Consider the following 19,758-nt stretch of genomic DNA (forward strand, 5'->3'; position numbering starts at 1 on the left):
AAGATAAACATGCAAGCTACAATAATAAATCCTGCAGGAACCTGGGAACTGTGGACTAATAAATTACGCGATGAACTTAATAATGCTGAAAACAATAGGACAGTAGGTGAAAAATTAGTTTTTGAAAATAAAGAATTTAAAGTTTGGACTATTCATTTACCTGCAGGAAAAGAACTTCCGTTTCATAAACATTGTTTACGCTATTTCTGGACAGCACTCTCATCTGGCAAATCTATTTCTTACTATAATGATGGTTCTGTAAAGGAAATAATTTATGAAAAAGGAGATACAGTTTATTTTGATAAGCTTAATGAAGAGAATTTTTTCATTCATAATTTAAAAAATACTGGAGAAACAACATTGATTTTTTCAACAGTAGAATTCAAAAAATAAATTACAATTCTAAATTGACATAAAAATGAATTATCAAGAATTATTTCAGAAATATAACTTAAAAGGAATCGAATTACAAAATCGCTTTTTAATGGCTCCTATGACACGTTCTAGAGCTACACAACCCGGAGATGTACCTAATGCATTAATGGCAGAATATTATGCTCAAAGGAGTATGGCAGGTATTATAATTACCGAAGCAACGCAAATTTCTATGCAAGGTATGGGATATGCAAAAACTCCAGGGATATATAGTCAGGAACAAATAGAAGGATGGAAACTAACAACAGATGCTGTACACAAAAAAGGAGGCAAAATATTTCTTCAATTATGGCATGTAGGCAGGGTAAGCAGTTCTAAAGTAAATGGATTGCAACCTATTGCTCCTTCGGCTTTACTGGCACAAAATACCAACGTTTATATTTTTGATGGTGCTCCAAATGGGGATGCTACTTTTATTCCTGTAGAAAAACCTAGAGAAATGACTAAGATTGATATCGATAACGTAATCCAAGAATTTGTTCAGGGTGCTAAAAATGCTATAGAAGCAGGTTTTGATGGTGTAGAGATTCATGGAGCAAACGGCTATTTAATCGATCAGTTTTTAAGAAGTAATAGTAATAAAAGAACCGACAAATATGGTGGTTCAAAAGAAAATAGAATTCGATTATTAATTGAAATTTCTAAAGCAGTAGCATCAGTTATTGGAAAAGAAAAAACAGGAGTAAGGCTTTCTCCTTTTATAAGCTTTAAAGATATGAATGATCCTGAGATTCTGGAAACTATTATGTTAGCTTCAGAGGAATTGAATAAATTAGATATTGCGTACATTCATCTTTGTGAAGCGGATTGGGATGATGCTCCACAAATTTCAAATGATTTCAGGAAAGAACTTAGAGCTAAATTTAAAAATACAATTATTGCCACCGGTAATAAAACCCCTCAAGAAGGTGAAAAATTAATAGAAAACAATTTGGTTGATTTAATTGGCTTTGGAAGAAAATTTCTTACGAATCCCGATTATCCAAAAAGAGTCAAATTACATACATCACTAAATGAAATATCAGATAATCATACTTTATTTGGTGGTGGTACAGGAAGAGGTTACACAGATTATCCTTTTATGGGGTAAAACCTTAATTTAAGAAAAATTTAACTTGCGCAATCGATTGATAAAACTAGTGCTTACCTATGATTAATATGGGTTTATATTGGATTTTAATAAAAAAATAATTATTTTTATAGTATCAATTTATCTACAAATAACATTTTTTTTAACAATTGTATACGCGACTATTGTCTTGATTAAAGATTTTGCTTTATGCATTTAGATTGGTTTTAATTCTTAAAAATTTAATCTTTGAAAAAATGAAAATTCTTATTTTAAAAAAAATCACTTTTTTTATAATCCTTTTTTGCAGTGTAATTACCATGTCTGCTCAGGATAAAGTTGATACTGTTATTATGGTAAATGGAGAAAAAAGAGAAGGCAAAGTTGTATCGGTTAAAGATAATGCCATTAAGTTTATATTTAAGGGAGAATCCCTAGAATATGAATTTAAAAAGGCAGATATAAATGTAATCGTATTTGCCAGCGGAAGAACGGAAGTAGTTAATAAAACGGCTGGTTCCGAAACAATTTCACCAGTTTCTACATCTACAGATCGCAGAGGGAGAATAGCTATATTGCCCTTTGAGTTCATTTCTAATGATCCTTCACTTAATGTTAATTCGATGGCTGAGCAGTTGCAAGCAGAAGGTTATTTGTCTGTTAAAGACAATACTTATGGTTTAGACTTGCAAGACCCTATTACAACAAATAGTATATTGGCTAAGAATAAAATTACACATGCTAATTTAAAATCGATAACTCCTCAGGAAATGGCCGTATTACTAGGGGTTGAAAATGTTCTATACGGAATTGCCACTGTAACTAATAAAGGAACTTCGTCTTACGGAAGTGGTGTTTCTAGTTATAATGATAAAGAAACCCAAAATAAAGAAGGTCGAAAAGAAACTACTAAATCATCAGGTTCAGCATATAACTCTAATAATGCCACAACAATGATTAATTATGAAACTAAAATTAATCTGAATATTTATAACGATAAAGGATCGAACTTATACTCGGAATCTAGAAATTCTTTTGGAACCGGATTCGATGCTTACCACGCTACAATCAATTATCTTATAAAGCGTTGTCCGTTTGGATCTAAAGCAAAACATTGATAATTAATAATTGATAATTGATAAAAAAGAGCGCTAAAGCGCTCTTTTTTATTGAATTACTTTGAAAAAATAATTAGATTTTTTTATCCTTTTAAACCTTTGTTCCTCGAGCCTTTGAACCTTTGAACCTTTTCGAAAAACCTTAGAACCTTTTAATAATGCCATCTCACGAAAGCTTCCATTGCAGCGTAACGCGATAAACCTAATTGGTTGTATAATTCGGCTGTTTCTGCATTTCTGTCTTCGGCTCTTTGCCAGAACTCACGTGCATCTGACCCTTGGAACACAACTCCATCTTTTTGAGATTGGTGTTTAAAGATTCCATGTCTTTTTGCTAATACCTGATCAGGACTCATTGGTACTGCCATTTCGACTTCGTCAATTCCCCATTCTTGCCATGCGCCACGGTATAACCATAACCAACAATCATCCATAAATGATTTTGGTTTTAATCGTTTTACTGCTTCAAAAATAGCATCTAGACATACTTTATGTGTTCCGTGTGGATCGGCTAAATCTCCTGCAGCATAGATTTGATGTGGTTTGATTTTTTCGATTAAAGCCATTGTAAGTTGAATATCTTCTTCTCCAATTGGTTTTTTCTCGATTGTTCCTGTTTCATAAAATGGAAGTTCCATAAAATGAATTTGTTCGTCTGGCAAACCTACAAAATGACTTGTTGAGCGTGCTTCTCCTTTTCTGATTAATCCTTTTATGTAGCGAACTTCTGGAATATCTATCTCACTATTCTTTTTATTGGTTAAGAAGGTTACTGCTTTTTGATAAATATTTTCTGCTTCGGCGCTTTTGATTCCGAATTTCTCGTTGTAATCGGTAACGAATCTTGCAAAACGCAAAGCTTCATCATCAGCAACTGCAATATTTCCAGAGGTTTGGTATGCTACGTTTACTTCATGTCCTTGCTCTTGCAAACGCATGAATGTTCCTCCCATACTTATGATATCATCATCTGGATGCGGGCTGAATATCAATACTCTTTTTCTTGCAGGTTCTGCTCTTTCTGGTCGTTTGGTATCATCTGCATTTGGTTTACCTCCTGGCCATCCTGTAATGGTATTTTGCAGTTTATTAAATATCTTAATATTGATATCGTATGCTGGTCCTGAATCGGCTAGTAAATCGCTCATTCCGTTTTCGATATAATCGGCATCGGTAAGCATTAGGATTGGTTTCTTTAAATCTAGCGCTAATCCTAAAACAGCTTTACGGGTTAATTTGTCTGTCCAAACAATTTTCTCTACTAACCATGGTCTGTTGATTCTTGTTAGTTTTGATGAGGCTTCTTTGTCTAAAACAAAAACCACATTGTTATGCTCTTGCAAAAATGACGCAGGAATTCTATTAGTAACTTCTCCTTCTACAGATTTTTTTACAACGTCTGCTTTTCCTTCTCCCCAAGCTAATAGAATAACTTGTTTAGCTTCCATTATCTTTTTTACTCCAAGTGTAATGGCTGTTCTTGGCGTATTGTTTAACCCGAAAAAGTCTTTACTTGCTGCAACTCTGGTAATATGGTCTAATGCAACTAATCTTGTTTTTGAGTTTTGTAAGGAACCTGATTCGTTGAATCCGATATGTCCATTTGCTCCAATTCCAAGAACTTGTAGATCGATTCCGCCCAGAGCTTCTATTTTAGCTTCGTAATCTGCGCAATAATCTGCTATTTCTTCTTTTGTTAAAAGTCCGTCTGGAATATGATAATTTTCAGGTAAAATATCGACTTGATCCATCAACAATTCTTTCATGAATCTTACGTAGCTATTTACTGAATCTGGCTCCATTGGATAGTATTCGTCCAGGTTAAAAGTGATTACGTTTTTAAAACTTAATCCTTCTTCTTTGTGTAAACGTACTAGCTCAGCATATAATCCTTTTGGGGATGATCCTGTTGCTAATCCTAATACACATGATTCGTTTTTCTCTTGTTTTGACTTGATAAGTGCCGCTATTTGCTGCGCAACTGCTTTGGATGCATCGGTGGAATTCTCAAAAACTACCGTGTCAATATTTTCGAATCGTTTTTCGAAACCAGTTGATTTGTCTATTATGCTTTTTATCATTTTAAATTTATTTTACCCATTGGGCGTAATTCATTTCAATATATAGTTTCGATCCCGAAACGTCGGGACGGGATAAGAAGATTATTCTATATGAACTCTTTTCGAAAGGAACGCGGATAATACGGATTCGCTTAAGCGAAAACACAGATGATACGGATTTCAAAATTATTTTTCAAAATCCGTTTTTAATCCGCGTCTTTACTTTTGTAAATCTGTATCATCCGTGTTCCTTTATAGACAATATAAATAGCTAGTCATTTTTCTTACTGGTTAAAAAATGCATCACTATCCAAGCCAATAAATAGGCAGAACCACACATGATAAATATGATATTATAACCTGCAGTAATATTTCCTAAGATTTTATAATGGTCTAAGATGATTCCTATTGCCAGAGGGAAAAGAATACCTCCAACTGAACCTGCCATGCCACCGATACCTACAACTGAACTGATATCCTTTTTAGGAAAATAATCAGATACTGTTGTAAAAATATTGGCACTCCAAGCTTGGTGAGCTGCTGCTGCCAAACTAATTAAGCCAACAGCTACCCATATATTTTTGGTAAACTGTGCCAACATTATCGGCAATACACAAACGGCAATGAAAAACATGGTTGTTTTGCGTGCTCGTTGTACATTCCATCCTTTTTTTATTAAATATGAAGATAAATAACCGCCTCCAATACTACCAATAGTTGTGGCTGTATAAACAATTACCAATGGTAAACTTGGTTTCTTTAAATCAAGATTAAATGTTTCGGAAAAATATGAAGGCAACCAAAACAAAAAGAACCACCAAACAGGATCTGTCAATAGTTTCCCAAAGATGAAAGCCCACGTTTGTTTTACTTTAAATAAAGCTGTCCATTTTACAGGTACTTCAGTTTCTGAAACTAGCTCATTGTCACTGTGGATATAGTCAAATTCTTCTTTTGATATTTTTTTATGTCTAGCAGGAGTTTCATAGTATTTCCACCAAAAAATCAGCCAAATAAAGCCAATAGCTCCTGTAATAACAAATGCTTCTTGCCAACCATAAGCACCTAAAATTGCAGGAACCATAATAGGAGCAACCACAGCACCAACATTGGCACCCGAGTTAAAAATTCCTGTTGCAAGAGCACGTTCTTTTTTAGGAAACCACTCGGCTACAGATTTTATTGCTGCAGGAAAATTACCTGCTTCGGCTACGCCTAAACCAACTCTTGCTAATCCAAAACCAAACGTACTTTTGGCAAATGCGTGTGCTACGGCAGCAACACTCCAAAAGAAAACCGATACAGCATATCCTAGCTTAGTTCCGATTTTATCAATCCATCTTCCAAAACCTATAAGACCAATGGCATATGCTGCTGAAAAAGCCATAACAATATTGCTATAATCAGTTTCTGTCCAATGGAATTCTTTCTCTAATGTGGGCTTTAACAAACCAATTACTTGCCTGTCGATATAATTAATGGTTGTTCCAAAAAACAATAGGGCTAAGATGCCATATCGAACTCTTTTTTCTGAAGTTATATTCATTTTAAGAATGTTTACAAGATTGAATTAGAATGGTAACTTTTGTAATATAATCCGAAAGTGCATCAAAATTATTCTCTTCAATTGCACTGGTTTTTAAGAGTTTGCTTCCCATACCTACAGCAGATACGCCTGCATCAAACCATGATTTTAGGTTTTGTTCTTCTGGTTCAACTCCGCCAGTAGGCATAAAAAGAAGATTAGGAAAAATATCTTTTATAGATTGCACATAAGATGCTCCAACTAAATTCCCTGGAAATATTTTTACTAATCTAGCTCCATAAACTTGTGCCTGATGAATTTCTGTAGGTGTTAAACAACCCGGAATCCAAGCTAAATTATGCTCTAAAACAATTTTTGCAACCTCGGCAGAAACTATAGGACTTACTATAAAATCAGCTCCTAAGTCTATAAATTCTTTGGCAGTTTCAGCTGTTTTTATAGTACCAATTCCTAGCAATAAATCCGGCATTTCTTGTGAAGCTATAGTCCTTAATGCTTCAAAGTTTATTAAAGCATTTTTACCTCGATTTGTATATTCTACAATACGAATACCTGATTGATATAAAGCTTTTAATATGCTTACACTTAAATCTTTACTTTCATGATAATATAAAGGCAACAAACCCGAATGAATGATTTGTTGAATAACTTTTTCTGACTTATTCATTTTGCTTTATTAACTGTTCGATTTCTTCTACTCGGGATGTTGTAGCATCACCTTTTATAAATAATTTTTGATAGGCTGCTCTTGCAGCAAAATCTACTATTTGTTGTGGCTCTTTTCTATGTAATATTCCATAAATAAGTCCAGCCATAAAACAATCTCCAGTTCCAACTTTGTCTATTGTATTTGCAGCAAACAAAGTTTCGCTTTTATAACTATTTCCTTTTTGATACAATGTTCCAAAATAGGTTACACTATCTTCTTTACTAAAGCGGAAAGTGTTCGCAACGATATTACAATTAGGATATTTTGCCAAGATTTCTTGAGAACTTGCATTGGCTTGCTCTACTAAATGAATTTCTTTTTCGGATGCTATTAATTGCTGATTAATACTTATTTCGAGCATTTTTTCTGCCGACCAAATATTCCCCATAATTACATGAGCGTAACTAGCTAGTTTAGGCATTACTTCGTTAGGTTCTGAGTCATATTTCCAAAGTTTTTCTCTGTAATTCAAGTCCAAAGAAATAGCAATTCCCTTTTTTGTGGCAACAAGTAAAGCTTCTTCACAAAGTGCAGCAATTTTTGCATTTAAGGCTGGTGCAATGGCTGTAAAATGAAACCAGGAAACACCTTCAAATACTTCTTCCCAGTTTATGCTTGACGGTTCTAGTTCTGAAAAAGAAGAATATTTACGGTCATAAATTACGCCTGCATTCTTAACATCTGCTCCTTGATTAAGATAATAGGTACCAATTCTTTCTCCAGATTTTATAATTGCAGTTGTATCAACCCCCATTTTGTTATAATAAGCAAGAATGGTGTCCGACAAAAAATGGTCGGGTAGGGCGGTACAATAGGCTACAGGAACATTCCATCTTGCCAGTGCCAATGCAACATTACTTTCGGCACCACCTACATAAGCAGACATATCCTGTTGTTTGGGAAAATTTTCCCCCATGCTATATCGTAAAAGGATTTCCCCAAAACAAAGTACTTTACCCATGATAAATTATGCTTCGTTTGATGGTTTTCCTATTGTAGCAAGTATTCCACCATCTACATACACGATATGGCCGTTTACAAAATCACTTGCTTTTGAACTTAAAAATATTGCTGCTCCTTGCAAATCCTCAGGATCTCCCCAACGACCAGCTGGCGTTCTGCCTATAATAAATTCATTAAAAGGATGTCCATTTACTCTAATCGGTGCAGTTTGGCTTGTAGCAAAATATCCAGGACCAATTCCGTTAGTTTGTATATTAAATTTAGCCCATTCCGTAGCCATATTTTTGGTTAGCATTTTTAATCCTCCTTTTGCAGAAGCATAAGCACTTACGGAGTCTCTACCAAGTTCGCTCATCATAGAGCACATATTTATAATTTTTCCGCCTCCGCGAATAATCATTCCTTTGGCAACATTTTTAGAAACGATAAAAGGTCCTGTTAAGTCTACTTTTATTACTGCTTCAAAATCTGCAACTTCCATTTCTATTATTGGAGTTCTTTTGATGATTCCTGCGTTATTAATTAAAATATCTATAGGTCCAACTTCGGCTTCTATCTTGTTTATTGCTTCAATTACAGCAGCTTCATCGGTAACATCAAAAATATATCCGTAAGCTTCAATTCCCACAGATTTATATTCTGCAACTGCATTATTTACAGCTTCTTGTGATGAATGATCATTTATTACAATTTTAGCACCTGCAAGTCCAAGACCTTTTGCCATTGCCATTCCCAGACCGTGAACTCCTCCTGTTATAAGTGCTGTTTTCCCTGTTAAATCAAATAAGTTAATTGACATTTTTTTTCTTTTTTATAGTTAATAAGTATTCTGAGTTATTGTTATCCTAACAGGTTTTAAAAACCTGTTAGGTATTATTCTTGTATTCTTAAATTATACCAACAAGGTTTAAAACCAAAGGTCTAAGCGGCTTTAGTTTTACACAAAATAATCCCCAAACTTGTCATTTCGACGAAGGAGAAATCTCCGTATGAAACTAACTCACAGTTTTTTTCTTAAATTGTCGAGCTACTCGTGGAGATTTACTACGTCTGTTCGCTATCGGCTCGAGTCTCCTTCGTTGAGATGACAAAAATGCGCAGACCAACTTTAAATTTGAGTTTTTATCAAAGTTCCTTATACTCTTGGTTTAAAACCTTGCAGGAATGTGCTAAATTCTTTTCAAAAAAGGCATAAGTATGGCTATCAACTTCAATTTAATGTGCTGACTAGGTATATTTATCTAAAGTTTTTATTTGAGTGCTACTGTAGCTTTATTCGACTTTTACAATTAATGGATTTTTTAGTTGCTGATAAAAATTATCCAAATAAGTAAACCATTGTTTTGCATCGGTAATTTTTCCTGCTTTATTCCAAGCTGCTCCTGTGTAGTACACGATAGGTTCATTATTTACAACGGTCGTTTTTCCTAATATTTGTGTTTTATCTACCCACATACTTTTTACTGGTGTAGTTAGTATAGAACCAACTCCAGTAGTTCCGTCTTCACCAAATGTAGGTTCCCAATATCCCATAATACCTTGTTGTTCATTTAATGAAATAACTCCAGCTTCTGGTCTTTTACTTAAGCCAACTACAACTTCCATAGGTTTATTTCCATTAAAAGTATAGGTATTTTCTACACGATTAAGTTGTGATCCAGCATCTATAGAAATGATTTTTGTAGCTTTAACTTCTATTCCTCCAACAATCCAGGTATCGTAAGTTAATTGAAATGTACTGCGCAAAGGACCATTGTCCAGCACTAACCATTTACGATAATTTCCCGAATAGCGAATACTGTCATTTACATATGGTGCCATATTTCCTGCGCCCAATGTAGGGCCAACGTGGTAATAATCCATTCCGTTGCCACTATCGATATGATAATTTCCAATTTTATAACGTTCGTTAATGACCATTTTATCGGTTCTTTTTACCCAAACATCAAATCCAGAAGCATCTTCCTTTGTGTTTTCTATCGCTTTACCGTAGGCACGAAAGGCTATTTTGTCATTTTCCCAAGCAAAATCATCTTTGCGTTCTGGTACATAACGCGCATAAGTTTTGGTTGCAAAAGTTTCTGGTTTACCTTTTTGTATTACCAGGATAAGTGACGCTTTTGCTTTAGCATTAACTTGTACTAAAAGATTTTGAATTGTGGAAAGTCCGCGGTGTTCTAACTGAAAAGGAACTTGCTTTTTTGTCGCCTGATTAATCACAACAAAATTTGCTGTATCTATTTGAGGATAACGTGATAAAACCGTTGCCCATTTTATTGCTACAACAGCTTCTTTTCGCTCCTGAGCCGAATTATTCTGAATGGTAATTGTTGCTTTTGCTTGTGCGAAAACACCTAATGGCGAGACAAAAGCAAGGTAAAGAAAGAGTTTAATCAATTTCATAATCACTTATTTTAAATCGTTAATAGCACAATGATCCATATCTCCATAATCTAAATTTTCTCCAGCCATTCCCCAAATAAAGGTATAATTAGAGGTTCCTGATCCTGAATGGATTGACCAATTAGGAGAGATTACGGCTTGTTCATTTTGCATCCAGATATGTCTTGTTTCTTGTGGTTGTCCCATAAAATGGCAAACACTTTGATTTTCGGGTACTTCAAAATAGAAATAAGCTTCCATACGGCGATCATGTGTGTGTGCTGGCATAGTATTCCAAACGCTACCTGATTTTAGCTCTGTCATTCCCATTTGAACCTGACAGGTTTGTACCACACTATTTACAATCAATTTATTTATAATGCGATGATTTGCCGTTTCCATAGTTCCTAATTCTACAATCTCAGCATCGGCTTTTGTCACTTTTTTTGATGGATATTTGTGGTGAGCAGGAGCAGAGTTTAAATAAAATTTGGCTGGAGAATTAGCATCTACAGATTCAAATACCACTTCTTTGATCCCTTTGCCCAGATATAAAGCTTCTTTAAAATCTATTTCAAATCTTTCGCCATCAGCGGTAATAATTCCTTTTCCTCCTACATTAATGATTCCGATTTCTCTTCTTTCTAGAAAATATTCCGCTTTTAAATCGGTAGGATTAGGTAATACAATTTTTTGGTTTACTGGCATTGCTCCACCAATAATATATCTATCGTAATGTGATAAGGTTAGTTTTACTTGTTCTGCGCTAAAAATAGTTTCGATTAAAAAATTTTCGCGTAATGTTTCTGTATCCATTTGTTTTGCTTCTTTTGGACTTACTGCAAAACGGCTTTCAAAATTGGTATTCATAATAATTTGGTTTGTTTTGTATTATTGAAATTTCAGTTTTTTACACTGTATTTTGGTAATATTATTTTTCATCATTTAGCTTGGCTAAATACTCACTTGGCATACAACCATAGTATTGCTTAAATGCTGTTGAGAAATACGAAGGCGAGTTAAAACCGCACATATAAGTAATTTGCGCAATAGTATGCCGCTTGTTTTGCATTAGCTCGACTGCTTTTTTAAATCGTATTCTTTTTATAAAATCCATAGCCGATTCTCCTGTAATTGCCTTTAATTTTAAATAAAGGTTGGATCTGCTCATTCCGATTTCTTTACTGAATTTATCTACTGTAAATTCCGAATCGGCTAAATGTTCTTCGACAATATTTATGGCTTGTTTTAAAAATTCTTCGTCAAGGGCATTAAAAGCAATATTTTCGGGAACCATTTCTTTTCCAGCCGAATAGTATTCTTTTAATCGTTTACGGGAACGTAATAAGTTTGCAATTTTGGCGGCAAGCAAATTTGGCGAAAATGGCTTTGTGATATAATCATCGGCTCCCATTTCTAATCCTTTTATTTGCTGACTCGTTTCCGTTTTAGCAGTTAAAAGCATTAATGGAATGTGTGATGTATTGATGTTCTGTTTTACACGTTTACAAAAATGTAATCCGTCTAGTTCTGGCATCATTACATCGCTAATAATGAGGTCAAATTGTTGAATTTCTAATAGTTCCAACGCCATCTGTCCGTTGTAAGCAACTACAATTTCATACATCTTGCCCAAATAATCTTGCAGGTAATCCAGAATCTCTTTATTATCATCTACAATAAGCAGTTTGATTATTTGATCTCCATCGGCAGTTTCATCTATTAAAATTTCATTTTCCTGCAGGAGTATATTATCTTCTATAACAAGATTATCGTCTGTTACCATAGATAACTCATATACAGAATCTTCTACACGCGAATCATTTATATATACAGTTTCTGAAGTAGGAATTGCTACAGTAAAAACAGTTCCTTTTTCCTTTGTACTTTCGGCAATGATTTCGCCATGATGTAGTTCCACCAATCGTTTGGTAAAAGCTAAACCAACGCCCGAACCCAAATTCATTTCTTTATTATTTACCTGATAAAAACGATCAAATACTTTAGACAAATCATCCTCGCTTATTCCAACTCCTGTATCTGCTACTTTTATAAATACTTTTTCATTTTCCTTTATTAATTCAACTTTTATGCTTTGACCACTTTGGGTGTATTTAAATGCATTTGAAAGTAGATTAAACAAAATTTTCTCCATGGCATCTTTATCAAAAGAAAATATAAGTTGCGTTTCTGATGAATGATAGGTGTAATGAATGTGATTTTTTTCGGCAAGTGGTTTAAAGGATTCAAAAATCTCATTGGTAAAACTCACAAGGTCACTTTTACCTACTTTAAGTTGGCGCGTTCCCATTTCGGTTTTTCTAAACTCAAATAATTGATCAACCAGGTTATATAATCTTTTGGCATTGATAAACATGAGTTCATGTTTCTTTTTGGATGTTTTATCTGCAAATGGTGATTTTAATAAATCTTCCAGGGGCGCCAAAATCAATGTTAATGGTGTTCTTAGTTCGTGAGATACATTGGTAAAAAAGTCCATTTTTACCTGATTAATATAACTCACTCTTTCTTTATCTATTCGTTCTAGTTTTAATTGTTGCAACGCTTTTATACGCTCAGTAATCATTCTGAAAGCAATATATGCCGCTGTACCAATAATTGCCAACAGCAATAAATAAAACCATATTGTTTTATACCATGGAGCAAGAATTATAATTTTTAAACTTCTTATTGGGCTCATTTCTCCGTTAGGTCCCATTGCTTTTATTTGCAAATTGTAATTTCCTGCTGGTAAATTGCTATAGCTTATTTTTAGCTCATCGGTACGTTGCCAATCTTTGTCGAGTCCATCTAGTTTGTAATAATAATGTGTGCGATTGGCAGATATGTAATTAAATGTATTAAAAAAGATACTGAATTGCTTGTATTCTGGTCCAATCTCTAATTCTTCGGCCTGATCAATATGTTGTTCCAGTATATTTGTTTCATCATCTACAGCAACGGTTTTATTTAAAACTTCCAGTCCTGTAAAACTAAGTTTTAGCGGAAGCAATTGCTGCTTAACCATTGCAGGATAGAAATAAGAAATACCTTTTATTCCACCAAAAAGCAACATTCCATCTTTGGCTTTATAGAATGAATACTCATTGAATTGCTTGTTTTGAAGTCCGTCACTTTCGTCAAAAGTTTGTATAGAACCACTGTCGGGATTAAATTTAATTAATCCGCTATTAGTCGAAATCCATAAATTATTATCTTCATCTGGAATTATGCCGTAAATAGTTCCTTTTACAAAGTCGTTTTTTGTTTTAAAACTGATAAAAGATTCCTGCGTTTCATTATATAAACTCAATCCTTCTCTAGTACCAATCCATATTCTGTGCTTTTTGTCTTCGGTAATACAATTGACAATATCTTCGCTGACTTTTCCGTGTCCGATGTTTCCAAATAATAGATTATCAGGATAAAACAGCGTAACTCCGTTGGTAGTTCCAATCCAGATTCTATGCTTACTATCTTCATAAAGAAAAGTAATATCATCAGAAGTTGGTCGTTTTCCGGCTTTATCTAAATGAATATGCGTAAATGATTTTGTTTCTGGATGAAATTGATCTAATCCTGATCTTGTTCCTACCCAAATACGCCCTTTATGATCTTTAAGAATACTATAAACTAAATCGCCCGCAATAGAACTTGGATTGTTTTCGTCGTGGCGAAAGCGCTGCACATGACCACTATTTGGGTTCAATAAATTTAATCCGCCGTTGTGAGTCCCAATTAATACATTGCCGTTATCATCAAAAGCAATGGCTTTGATATTGTTAGAACTTAGACTATTTGGGTTATTCTCACTGTTTGAATAATAGCTAATTGTATTGTTATTTTTGTTCCAATAATTTACTCCTTTGTCATTCGTTCCAATCCAAAAATTACCTTTTGGATCTTGCTTTATAACACCGATAACTTCGTCATTTAAAGAAGGTTTACCTGAGTTTTGGCTTAGTAAATTGAACTTAATATCGTTTTTATGATAGTAATTGAGTCCACCATAATACGTTCCTAGCCAAATTCCGTTTTGATTATCCTTAAAGAAACAACGCACCGAGTTCTGACTAATGGTGTAAGGCTGTGATATTTGATGGTAGTAATTTGCAAAAGAATTTGCCTTAGGATTAAAAATTGTAAGCCCTTTAAAAGTTCCTAGCCAAATATTTCCTTCGGTATCTTTACCAACACATCTTATATTATTATCGACTATACTGTTTGTTCCTGAGTTGTGCAGGAGGGAAGTGGCTTGCCCATTTTGGCTATTATATTGTATTACTCCATATCCTTCGGTTGCTACCCATAATTTTTTTCCATCTACATAAACATCATTAACATAAGGCTTTTTTGCTCCTAGATTAATTTTGATTAACTCGTGTGTTTTTGGTTTTAATTTAAAAAGCCCAACATCTGTTCCTAAAATAATTTGTTGTTGCCAAACGCCGATATAGGCTATTTTTTTTACTTCGTGTGATGAAGCATTAAACTTTATTGTAGTGAAATTTTCGGCTTCGGGAGTAAGCATAAACACATCTCCTGCTATAGATGTAGCCCAGATTCTATGCGCATTATCTTCTGTTATTGATGATATGTACCATTCGCCAAGACTACGCGGAAGTTTATAATTAACAAAATTGTCTGTATCGTAATTATAAACGCTAATTCCTTGGTTTCCTCCAACCCATAATTGCCCTTTATGATCTTTAAACAAGCTTCGGATGTAGTAGGATTGTAAGCTATTTTTAGCTCCTTTTATAGGTCTGTATACTTTAAAACCTTTACTATCATAACGATTTAAACCATCTTGAGTTCCAATCCAGATAAACCCGAGTTGATCTTGCTGAATTGCAAAAACTGAACTTTGCGATAAGCCTTTATCAACCGAAATATTGCGAAAATATCGGTCTTGCACTTGGGCGTGACTTTTTATTGCAAAAAGCACAGTGCACAAAAGGGTTATTATAGCAATCTTTTTCTTCATGGTAGTTTAAATAATTCTTGTTTTTATCTTGCAAGGTTTTTTTTGACCTTGTAGGTATTGTAATTAAATTGTGATGATTTTCACAAATTCTATTTTCATTTTTATTTTGGCTAAAGCCATATTATTCATCATCATTTCTTAAACCCCAGCTAAAGCAGGAGGCTATTCAATGCGTTAAGCTGAAGTAATCTAACTATTTTTTTACTTTAAAAATATAATAAATTTCGATTAAATGAACTTACATAACTTGTATGGTTTACTTTTTTAATTCTTATCGTATTTAGCTACATCTGGTAATTCATCTACAACCTCTTGTTTGTTTACTTTAGAACCTTCCATTTCTAACAAAATAGAACTTCCCATAACTTTAGGGATATATGTTTTTCCTTGAAATTTAATTGATATACCACCATAATTAAATAATGATTTTACTGCTTTGCCAGCTACTTGTAATGCCGCTGGTTTTTCTCCATTTAATTGTGCTTGTATTTCCCAATCTCCAACTTGTAAATTGTATAATCCATCTACGTTTGAAACCGTTTTAATTACTTCAGTTTTACCATCTTTAACTTGTATAATGGTTAAATATCTGAATTTCGGTTTAGATTCGGATGTAATTCCTGCATGCCATTGGTCTTTAAAATCTTTTATTTCGCCTGTATCATTGGTTACTTTGTTCCAATTAACCGCTGCTTCAAAAAACTTGTTGTGTACCTTCATATTCAAAGGACTATTAGCAAAAACACTTGCTGTTACGCTACCTAAATCTGTTTTTACTGTAAAGTTTTGTTGGCTTGCGTTTTCGGTATTTTGTGCCTCTATTGTGTAATAGGGGCAATGAAATTGTGTTGTCCATTTTACAGGTTTCTTAGCTTCTAGTTCATCATACAATACAATATATCCACCATCTAGTTGTAACATATGTCGGCGATATAATGTTACTCCCGGATCTCCGTAACCATTTTCTTTATTTGGAACTACATTAATTTGATTGAATCTATTCAGCCAAAATTCACTTTTAATTTCGCCATAAGCGTTACTTGCATCACCTAAAGCATATTGTATATGTTGTCCCGAAATAGCACGTGGTGTCCATCCGTAACCTTCTTCTCCAATTTTCTGACTCAAACTATCCGCCAAAATTGTATTATATGCCTTGGATGTACGATAATACAAAAGGTTGTGCTTATCGCTAAAGTTGCTATAATACCCAGTTCCTCCAAAGATTACTTTTCCTTTAAAGTTTACTGTAAACGCATTTTGCGAAGCATGTCCATGTCCTGAAGCTCCAAATGGACTACTGAATAAATAACTACTTAGTGTTTTATCGGCTTTAGCCAAATCTTCGTGCATTGCTATTACTCCGACATCACCAAACTTGCGGGTTTTAGGCAAATCAGTAGGCGAAGAAACAGGTAAATTTCTATTTGGTTTAAAGTTTAATAATCTAAATAATAAGTAATCATCTGTGCCTCGAAAATAGTCTGGATGATCTTTTTTTATTCTATCTACATACCAGTTTAAATACGGGTTATCTATTTTATAAGTAAGCGCATCTGCAAACCAAGCTTCTCCTTTTACAATATACGGTATGTTTTCCCACATGTCCCCAATAGCGGTACTTGCCCCATCATTAGGATGTGTATATAACATATAATAAGGTAAATTTTGCATCCATGGTAGTTTAAAATAATCTACGCCACTAAAATCTCCAAACATTTGAGAAAGGTAGATAATAGATTTAAAGTTTACTCTAAAATAGCCATTCCCTTCATGCCAACCTCCATCGGTTGTGCCTAATACTGGGAAACGTGCCGACCAGACTTCGTACATATACGTAAGCCATTCTTTGGCTTCGGGTACATCATTTATAACTGCGACTGTTGCAATGGCTAAATTGCGCATGGTGATTTGCCATACGTGATTGTCACTTACATGCAACTCAAAACGGTTTGGCAAATGATTATAAACTCTTTGTGCTCTAAGTGTAATTATATTTTTGAATAATTCTTTTTCCTGTGGATTTAAAAAATCATATCCTGCATCATAAAACCAACCTAACGCTTCGAGAACTGCACCGCTTGTAAAATCATCTCCTGTGGCTAAACCATCAGGATCCATATTAGCAATATTTAATGCTCTGCGTTTTGCATCTAAGATAAATCGTTTGTCCTTGGTTAATTGATACGCAATACACAAATTACGGACTGGTGTACCTACGGCATCTCCAAAACCATGGTACATTCTTTCAATAATTAACTTTTTTTCCAGTGCATTTTTCCCCGTTGTATCAATTACTCTTTGAGGTTTTTCTGTAGGAAGAGGAGCTAACATCAGTTTTTCAGCGAAAGCGATAAACGTTTTGGCTTCAGGATTTTCTAGATTATTTTTATAAAAATCTTCACCTATGCGGTTCATATCCCATAATAGGGGATGTGAACCTTGGTTTCGTTTTAGAACTTCGGTTATTGGTGGAGATACTTTTTCATTGGAATATTTAGCATCAATTACAAAATCATAAACAGTAGACCAGGTCCATTGATTGCTACCTTTTAAAGCATACGCATATTTCCAGTACCATTTTCCTGGTTTTAATGATTGATGTAACGGATAAACAGCCCAACGCTGTTCTGAACTAGTAAGCAGCTCTTTTGTAAATTTTTTATCACTTGCCAACATTACTTTGTAACGCACATTGCCAATATTAGGATCTTCTGGTACTGCACTTCCGCTTTCCATCGGTTTTACCATGGTTTTACCATTGGTTGCAGGCCAGAGTAAAGCTGGAGCATTAGTTGGCACTGTTATTCCGTTTATAGGATAAGGCCATTCACGTACTCTCGAATGCAGTTTTTCTGCGTTTAATTTGATTGTTGCTGGTTCTTGTTGACTAAACGCATTAAACGTGATTAACAATAACAAAGCAATTATTTTTTTCTTTATCATGATTCTTTTCTTTTCATCTGATTTATAATCCTGATACGAAAGTGTCTCCATTTATTTTGCACCAATTTTTTAAATAATTGCGCATTTCTACGAGTTTCTTTTTATGTGATTTATTTACTGCCAGATTAGTTATTTCTCCCGGATCTTTGCTTAAATCAAAAAGTTGCTCTTTAATCTCTCCTTTATTGTAAACGATATATTTATAATCTTTAGTAATTACGGCACGTCCACTTATACCTAATAATTCTTCGTTATCGGCAAAATCAGTTTCTATAACTAGTGTATCACGTAAGTTTAGCGCTGGATTCTCAATTTTTTTACTAATATCAATTCCTTTTAAATAGGCAGGTTTTTCTACACCGGCAAATCCACAAATAGTTGGGATAATATCGATACCATTACAAACCAACATATCATCGGTGCGAGGTTCCCATTGTCCTATTTTTGAAATGATAAAAGGAACTTTTGCGGCTTCTTCATATAATATTTGCTTTTGGTTCCAGCTATGGCCTGCATAACCATCACCATGATCTGCTGTAAAAACAATGATGGTATTTTTTTCGATACCATATTTCTTTAATGATGCCAATACCATTTCTATATAATTATCTACTTTTTCGACTAAGCGATTATATGCCCAACGGTATTGTCTCCATTGGTCTCCGCTCCAGTTTACAGTAGGATAGGTGCGGGCACTTACTTTTTGCTGATCACGTACTATTTGTGGTTCGTTATCTGGAATTCTCCAGTTAATCGGCAATGGCGGACACTGATCAACTGGAGGTGTTTTGGCCAATACATCCATTTTTAAATCTTCATCTCTTGCCCATTCGCAAATATCATGAGGATTTAAAAATGAAGCTACTAGCAAGAATGGGGTGTTTTTATTCTCTTTGATAAATCGAGCACAAAATGATGGTGTAGCTGCATCATTATAATCTTGAAAATTGGTGTTCTCGATATATTCAAAACCATGTTGACTCTTTTTTGTAGTAGGAACTGGTAAATGCCATTTGCCTACGTAACCTGTTTTATATCCTCCGTTTTGGAAGATTTTGCCCATCATTAATAAATCATCTGGCCATTGTCCGTCTTTTTCTGGTGCATTGCCAATAAAACCAGTTTCATAAGGCATTTTTCCGCTAAAGATTGCTGTACGGGATGGCGTACACAGTGGTTGCGCACAATAAGCTTTGGTAAAACGAACTCCGTTTTGTGCCAGCTTATCCATTGCGGGTGTATGTAAGTCTTTGTTACCCGCAATACTCATCGCATCAGCAGTTTGCTGATCGGTCATGATGATGAGAATATTTGGACGTTCTTTGGTTTGAGCAATACTCATTAATGGAGTAATTATCAATCCTAGTACGCATAAAAGCAAAATGTTTATTCTAAATTTCATATCTACTTATATTAATAGATTATTTTTTTTGCTACCCTTTAAAACCACAAAACGAATTTAATCATCAATGCTTAAATAGGGTTTTAATTTTGTTCAAAATGATATTAAATTCAATTAAAACCCGTATTCAGCAACTTTCTA

The 19,758-nt window shown here is 34.2% G+C and carries 13 protein-coding genes; 3 read left to right on the forward strand and 10 right to left on the reverse strand.

Features of this window, described 5'->3' with window-relative positions; genetic code table 11:
- Positions 1–9: 9 nt before the first annotated feature.
- From SHI72_RS14415 to SHI72_RS14425, 3 genes are all read left to right on the forward strand, one after another.
- The gene (locus SHI72_RS14415; protein WP_323490396.1) at positions 10–393 is read left to right on the forward strand and encodes a hypothetical protein; all 384 of its coding nucleotides are present in this window, start codon (positions 10–12) and stop codon (positions 391–393) included.
- Positions 394–418: 25 nt separating this feature from the next.
- Positions 419–1,525 carry an alkene reductase gene (locus SHI72_RS14420; RefSeq protein WP_323490397.1) on the forward strand — a complete coding sequence of 369 codons (1,107 nt, stop codon included), beginning with the start codon at positions 419–421 and terminating at the stop codon, positions 1,523–1,525.
- A gap of 236 nt (positions 1,526–1,761) precedes the next feature.
- On the forward strand, positions 1,762–2,622 hold the full coding sequence (locus SHI72_RS14425) for a hypothetical protein (RefSeq protein WP_131450977.1): 861 nt from the start codon (positions 1,762–1,764) through the stop codon (positions 2,620–2,622).
- Positions 2,623–2,774: 152 nt separating this feature from the next.
- On the opposite strand, the gene nagB is transcribed toward SHI72_RS14425, so the two are convergent.
- From nagB to SHI72_RS14475, 10 genes are all read right to left on the reverse strand, one after another.
- The gene (nagB, locus tag SHI72_RS14430; RefSeq protein ID WP_323490398.1) at positions 2,775–4,703 is read right to left on the reverse strand and encodes a glucosamine-6-phosphate deaminase; all 1,929 of its coding nucleotides are present in this window, start codon (positions 4,701–4,703) and stop codon (positions 2,775–2,777) included.
- A gap of 250 nt (positions 4,704–4,953) precedes the next feature.
- Positions 4,954–6,228, reverse strand: a complete 1,275-nt coding sequence (locus tag SHI72_RS14435) for an MFS transporter (protein ID WP_323490399.1) — start codon at positions 6,226–6,228, stop codon at positions 4,954–4,956.
- Between the two features lies 1 nt (position 6,229).
- Complete coding sequence (locus SHI72_RS14440; RefSeq protein WP_323490400.1) at positions 6,230–6,895, reverse strand: bifunctional 4-hydroxy-2-oxoglutarate aldolase/2-dehydro-3-deoxy-phosphogluconate aldolase; 666 nt, start codon at positions 6,893–6,895, stop codon at positions 6,230–6,232.
- The gene (locus tag SHI72_RS14445; protein WP_323490401.1) at positions 6,888–7,898 is read right to left on the reverse strand and encodes a sugar kinase; all 1,011 of its coding nucleotides are present in this window, start codon (positions 7,896–7,898) and stop codon (positions 6,888–6,890) included. The genes SHI72_RS14440 and SHI72_RS14445 overlap by 8 nt, the downstream gene beginning before the upstream one ends.
- 6 nt (positions 7,899–7,904) lie before the next feature.
- Entirely contained in the window at positions 7,905–8,699 is a 795-nt protein-coding gene (locus SHI72_RS14450; protein WP_323490402.1) for a gluconate 5-dehydrogenase, read from the reverse strand.
- Positions 8,700–9,172: 473 nt separating this feature from the next.
- Complete coding sequence (locus SHI72_RS14455) at positions 9,173–10,303, reverse strand: DUF4861 family protein (RefSeq protein WP_323490403.1); 1,131 nt, start codon at positions 10,301–10,303, stop codon at positions 9,173–9,175.
- Positions 10,304–10,309: 6 nt separating this feature from the next.
- Positions 10,310–11,152 (reverse strand): 5-dehydro-4-deoxy-D-glucuronate isomerase, encoded by an 843-nt coding sequence (gene kduI / locus SHI72_RS14460; protein ID WP_323490404.1) that lies wholly within the window; start codon positions 11,150–11,152, stop codon positions 10,310–10,312.
- Between the two features lie 61 nt (positions 11,153–11,213).
- Complete coding sequence (locus SHI72_RS14465) at positions 11,214–15,269, reverse strand: hybrid sensor histidine kinase/response regulator transcription factor (protein WP_323490405.1); 4,056 nt, start codon at positions 15,267–15,269, stop codon at positions 11,214–11,216.
- Between the two features lie 264 nt (positions 15,270–15,533).
- Positions 15,534–18,266 carry a DUF4962 domain-containing protein gene (locus SHI72_RS14470; RefSeq protein ID WP_323490406.1) on the reverse strand — a complete coding sequence of 911 codons (2,733 nt, stop codon included), beginning with the start codon at positions 18,264–18,266 and terminating at the stop codon, positions 15,534–15,536.
- Positions 18,238–19,617 (reverse strand): sulfatase, encoded by a 1,380-nt coding sequence (locus tag SHI72_RS14475; protein WP_323490407.1) that lies wholly within the window; start codon positions 19,615–19,617, stop codon positions 18,238–18,240. Before SHI72_RS14475 ends, SHI72_RS14470 begins: the two co-directional genes overlap by 29 nt.
- Positions 19,618–19,758: the final 141 nt, after the last annotated feature.

It is taken from the genome of Flavobacterium sp. PL02 (assembly GCF_035013205.1).
Classification (GTDB): Bacteria; Bacteroidota; Bacteroidia; order Flavobacteriales; family Flavobacteriaceae; genus Flavobacterium.

Bases quoted from the DNA above. Each gene is read 5' to 3' on its own strand.
- SHI72_RS14470 (WP_323490406.1), bottom strand. From the start codon at position 18,266: ATGGAGACACTTTCGTATCAGGATTATAAATCAGATGAAAAGAAAAGA.
- kduI (WP_323490404.1), bottom strand. From the start codon at position 11,152: ATGAATACCAATTTTGAAAGCCGTTTTGCAGTAAGTCCAAAAGAAGCA.
- SHI72_RS14475 (WP_323490407.1), bottom strand. From the start codon at position 19,617: ATGAAATTTAGAATAAACATTTTGCTTTTATGCGTACTAGGATTGATA.
- SHI72_RS14465 (WP_323490405.1), bottom strand. From the start codon at position 15,269: ATGAAGAAAAAGATTGCTATAATAACCCTTTTGTGCACTGTGCTTTTT.
- SHI72_RS14415 (WP_323490396.1), top strand. From the start codon at position 10: ATGCAAGCTACAATAATAAATCCTGCAGGAACCTGGGAACTGTGGACT.
- SHI72_RS14420 (WP_323490397.1), top strand. From the start codon at position 419: ATGAATTATCAAGAATTATTTCAGAAATATAACTTAAAAGGAATCGAA.
- SHI72_RS14425 (WP_131450977.1), top strand. From the start codon at position 1,762: ATGAAAATTCTTATTTTAAAAAAAATCACTTTTTTTATAATCCTTTTT.
- SHI72_RS14435 (WP_323490399.1), bottom strand. From the start codon at position 6,228: ATGAATATAACTTCAGAAAAAAGAGTTCGATATGGCATCTTAGCCCTA.
- SHI72_RS14450 (WP_323490402.1), bottom strand. From the start codon at position 8,699: ATGTCAATTAACTTATTTGATTTAACAGGGAAAACAGCACTTATAACA.
- SHI72_RS14445 (WP_323490401.1), bottom strand. From the start codon at position 7,898: ATGGGTAAAGTACTTTGTTTTGGGGAAATCCTTTTACGATATAGCATG.
- SHI72_RS14455 (WP_323490403.1), bottom strand. From the start codon at position 10,303: ATGAAATTGATTAAACTCTTTCTTTACCTTGCTTTTGTCTCGCCATTA.
- SHI72_RS14440 (WP_323490400.1), bottom strand. From the start codon at position 6,895: ATGAATAAGTCAGAAAAAGTTATTCAACAAATCATTCATTCGGGTTTG.
- nagB (WP_323490398.1), bottom strand. From the start codon at position 4,703: ATGATAAAAAGCATAATAGACAAATCAACTGGTTTCGAAAAACGATTC.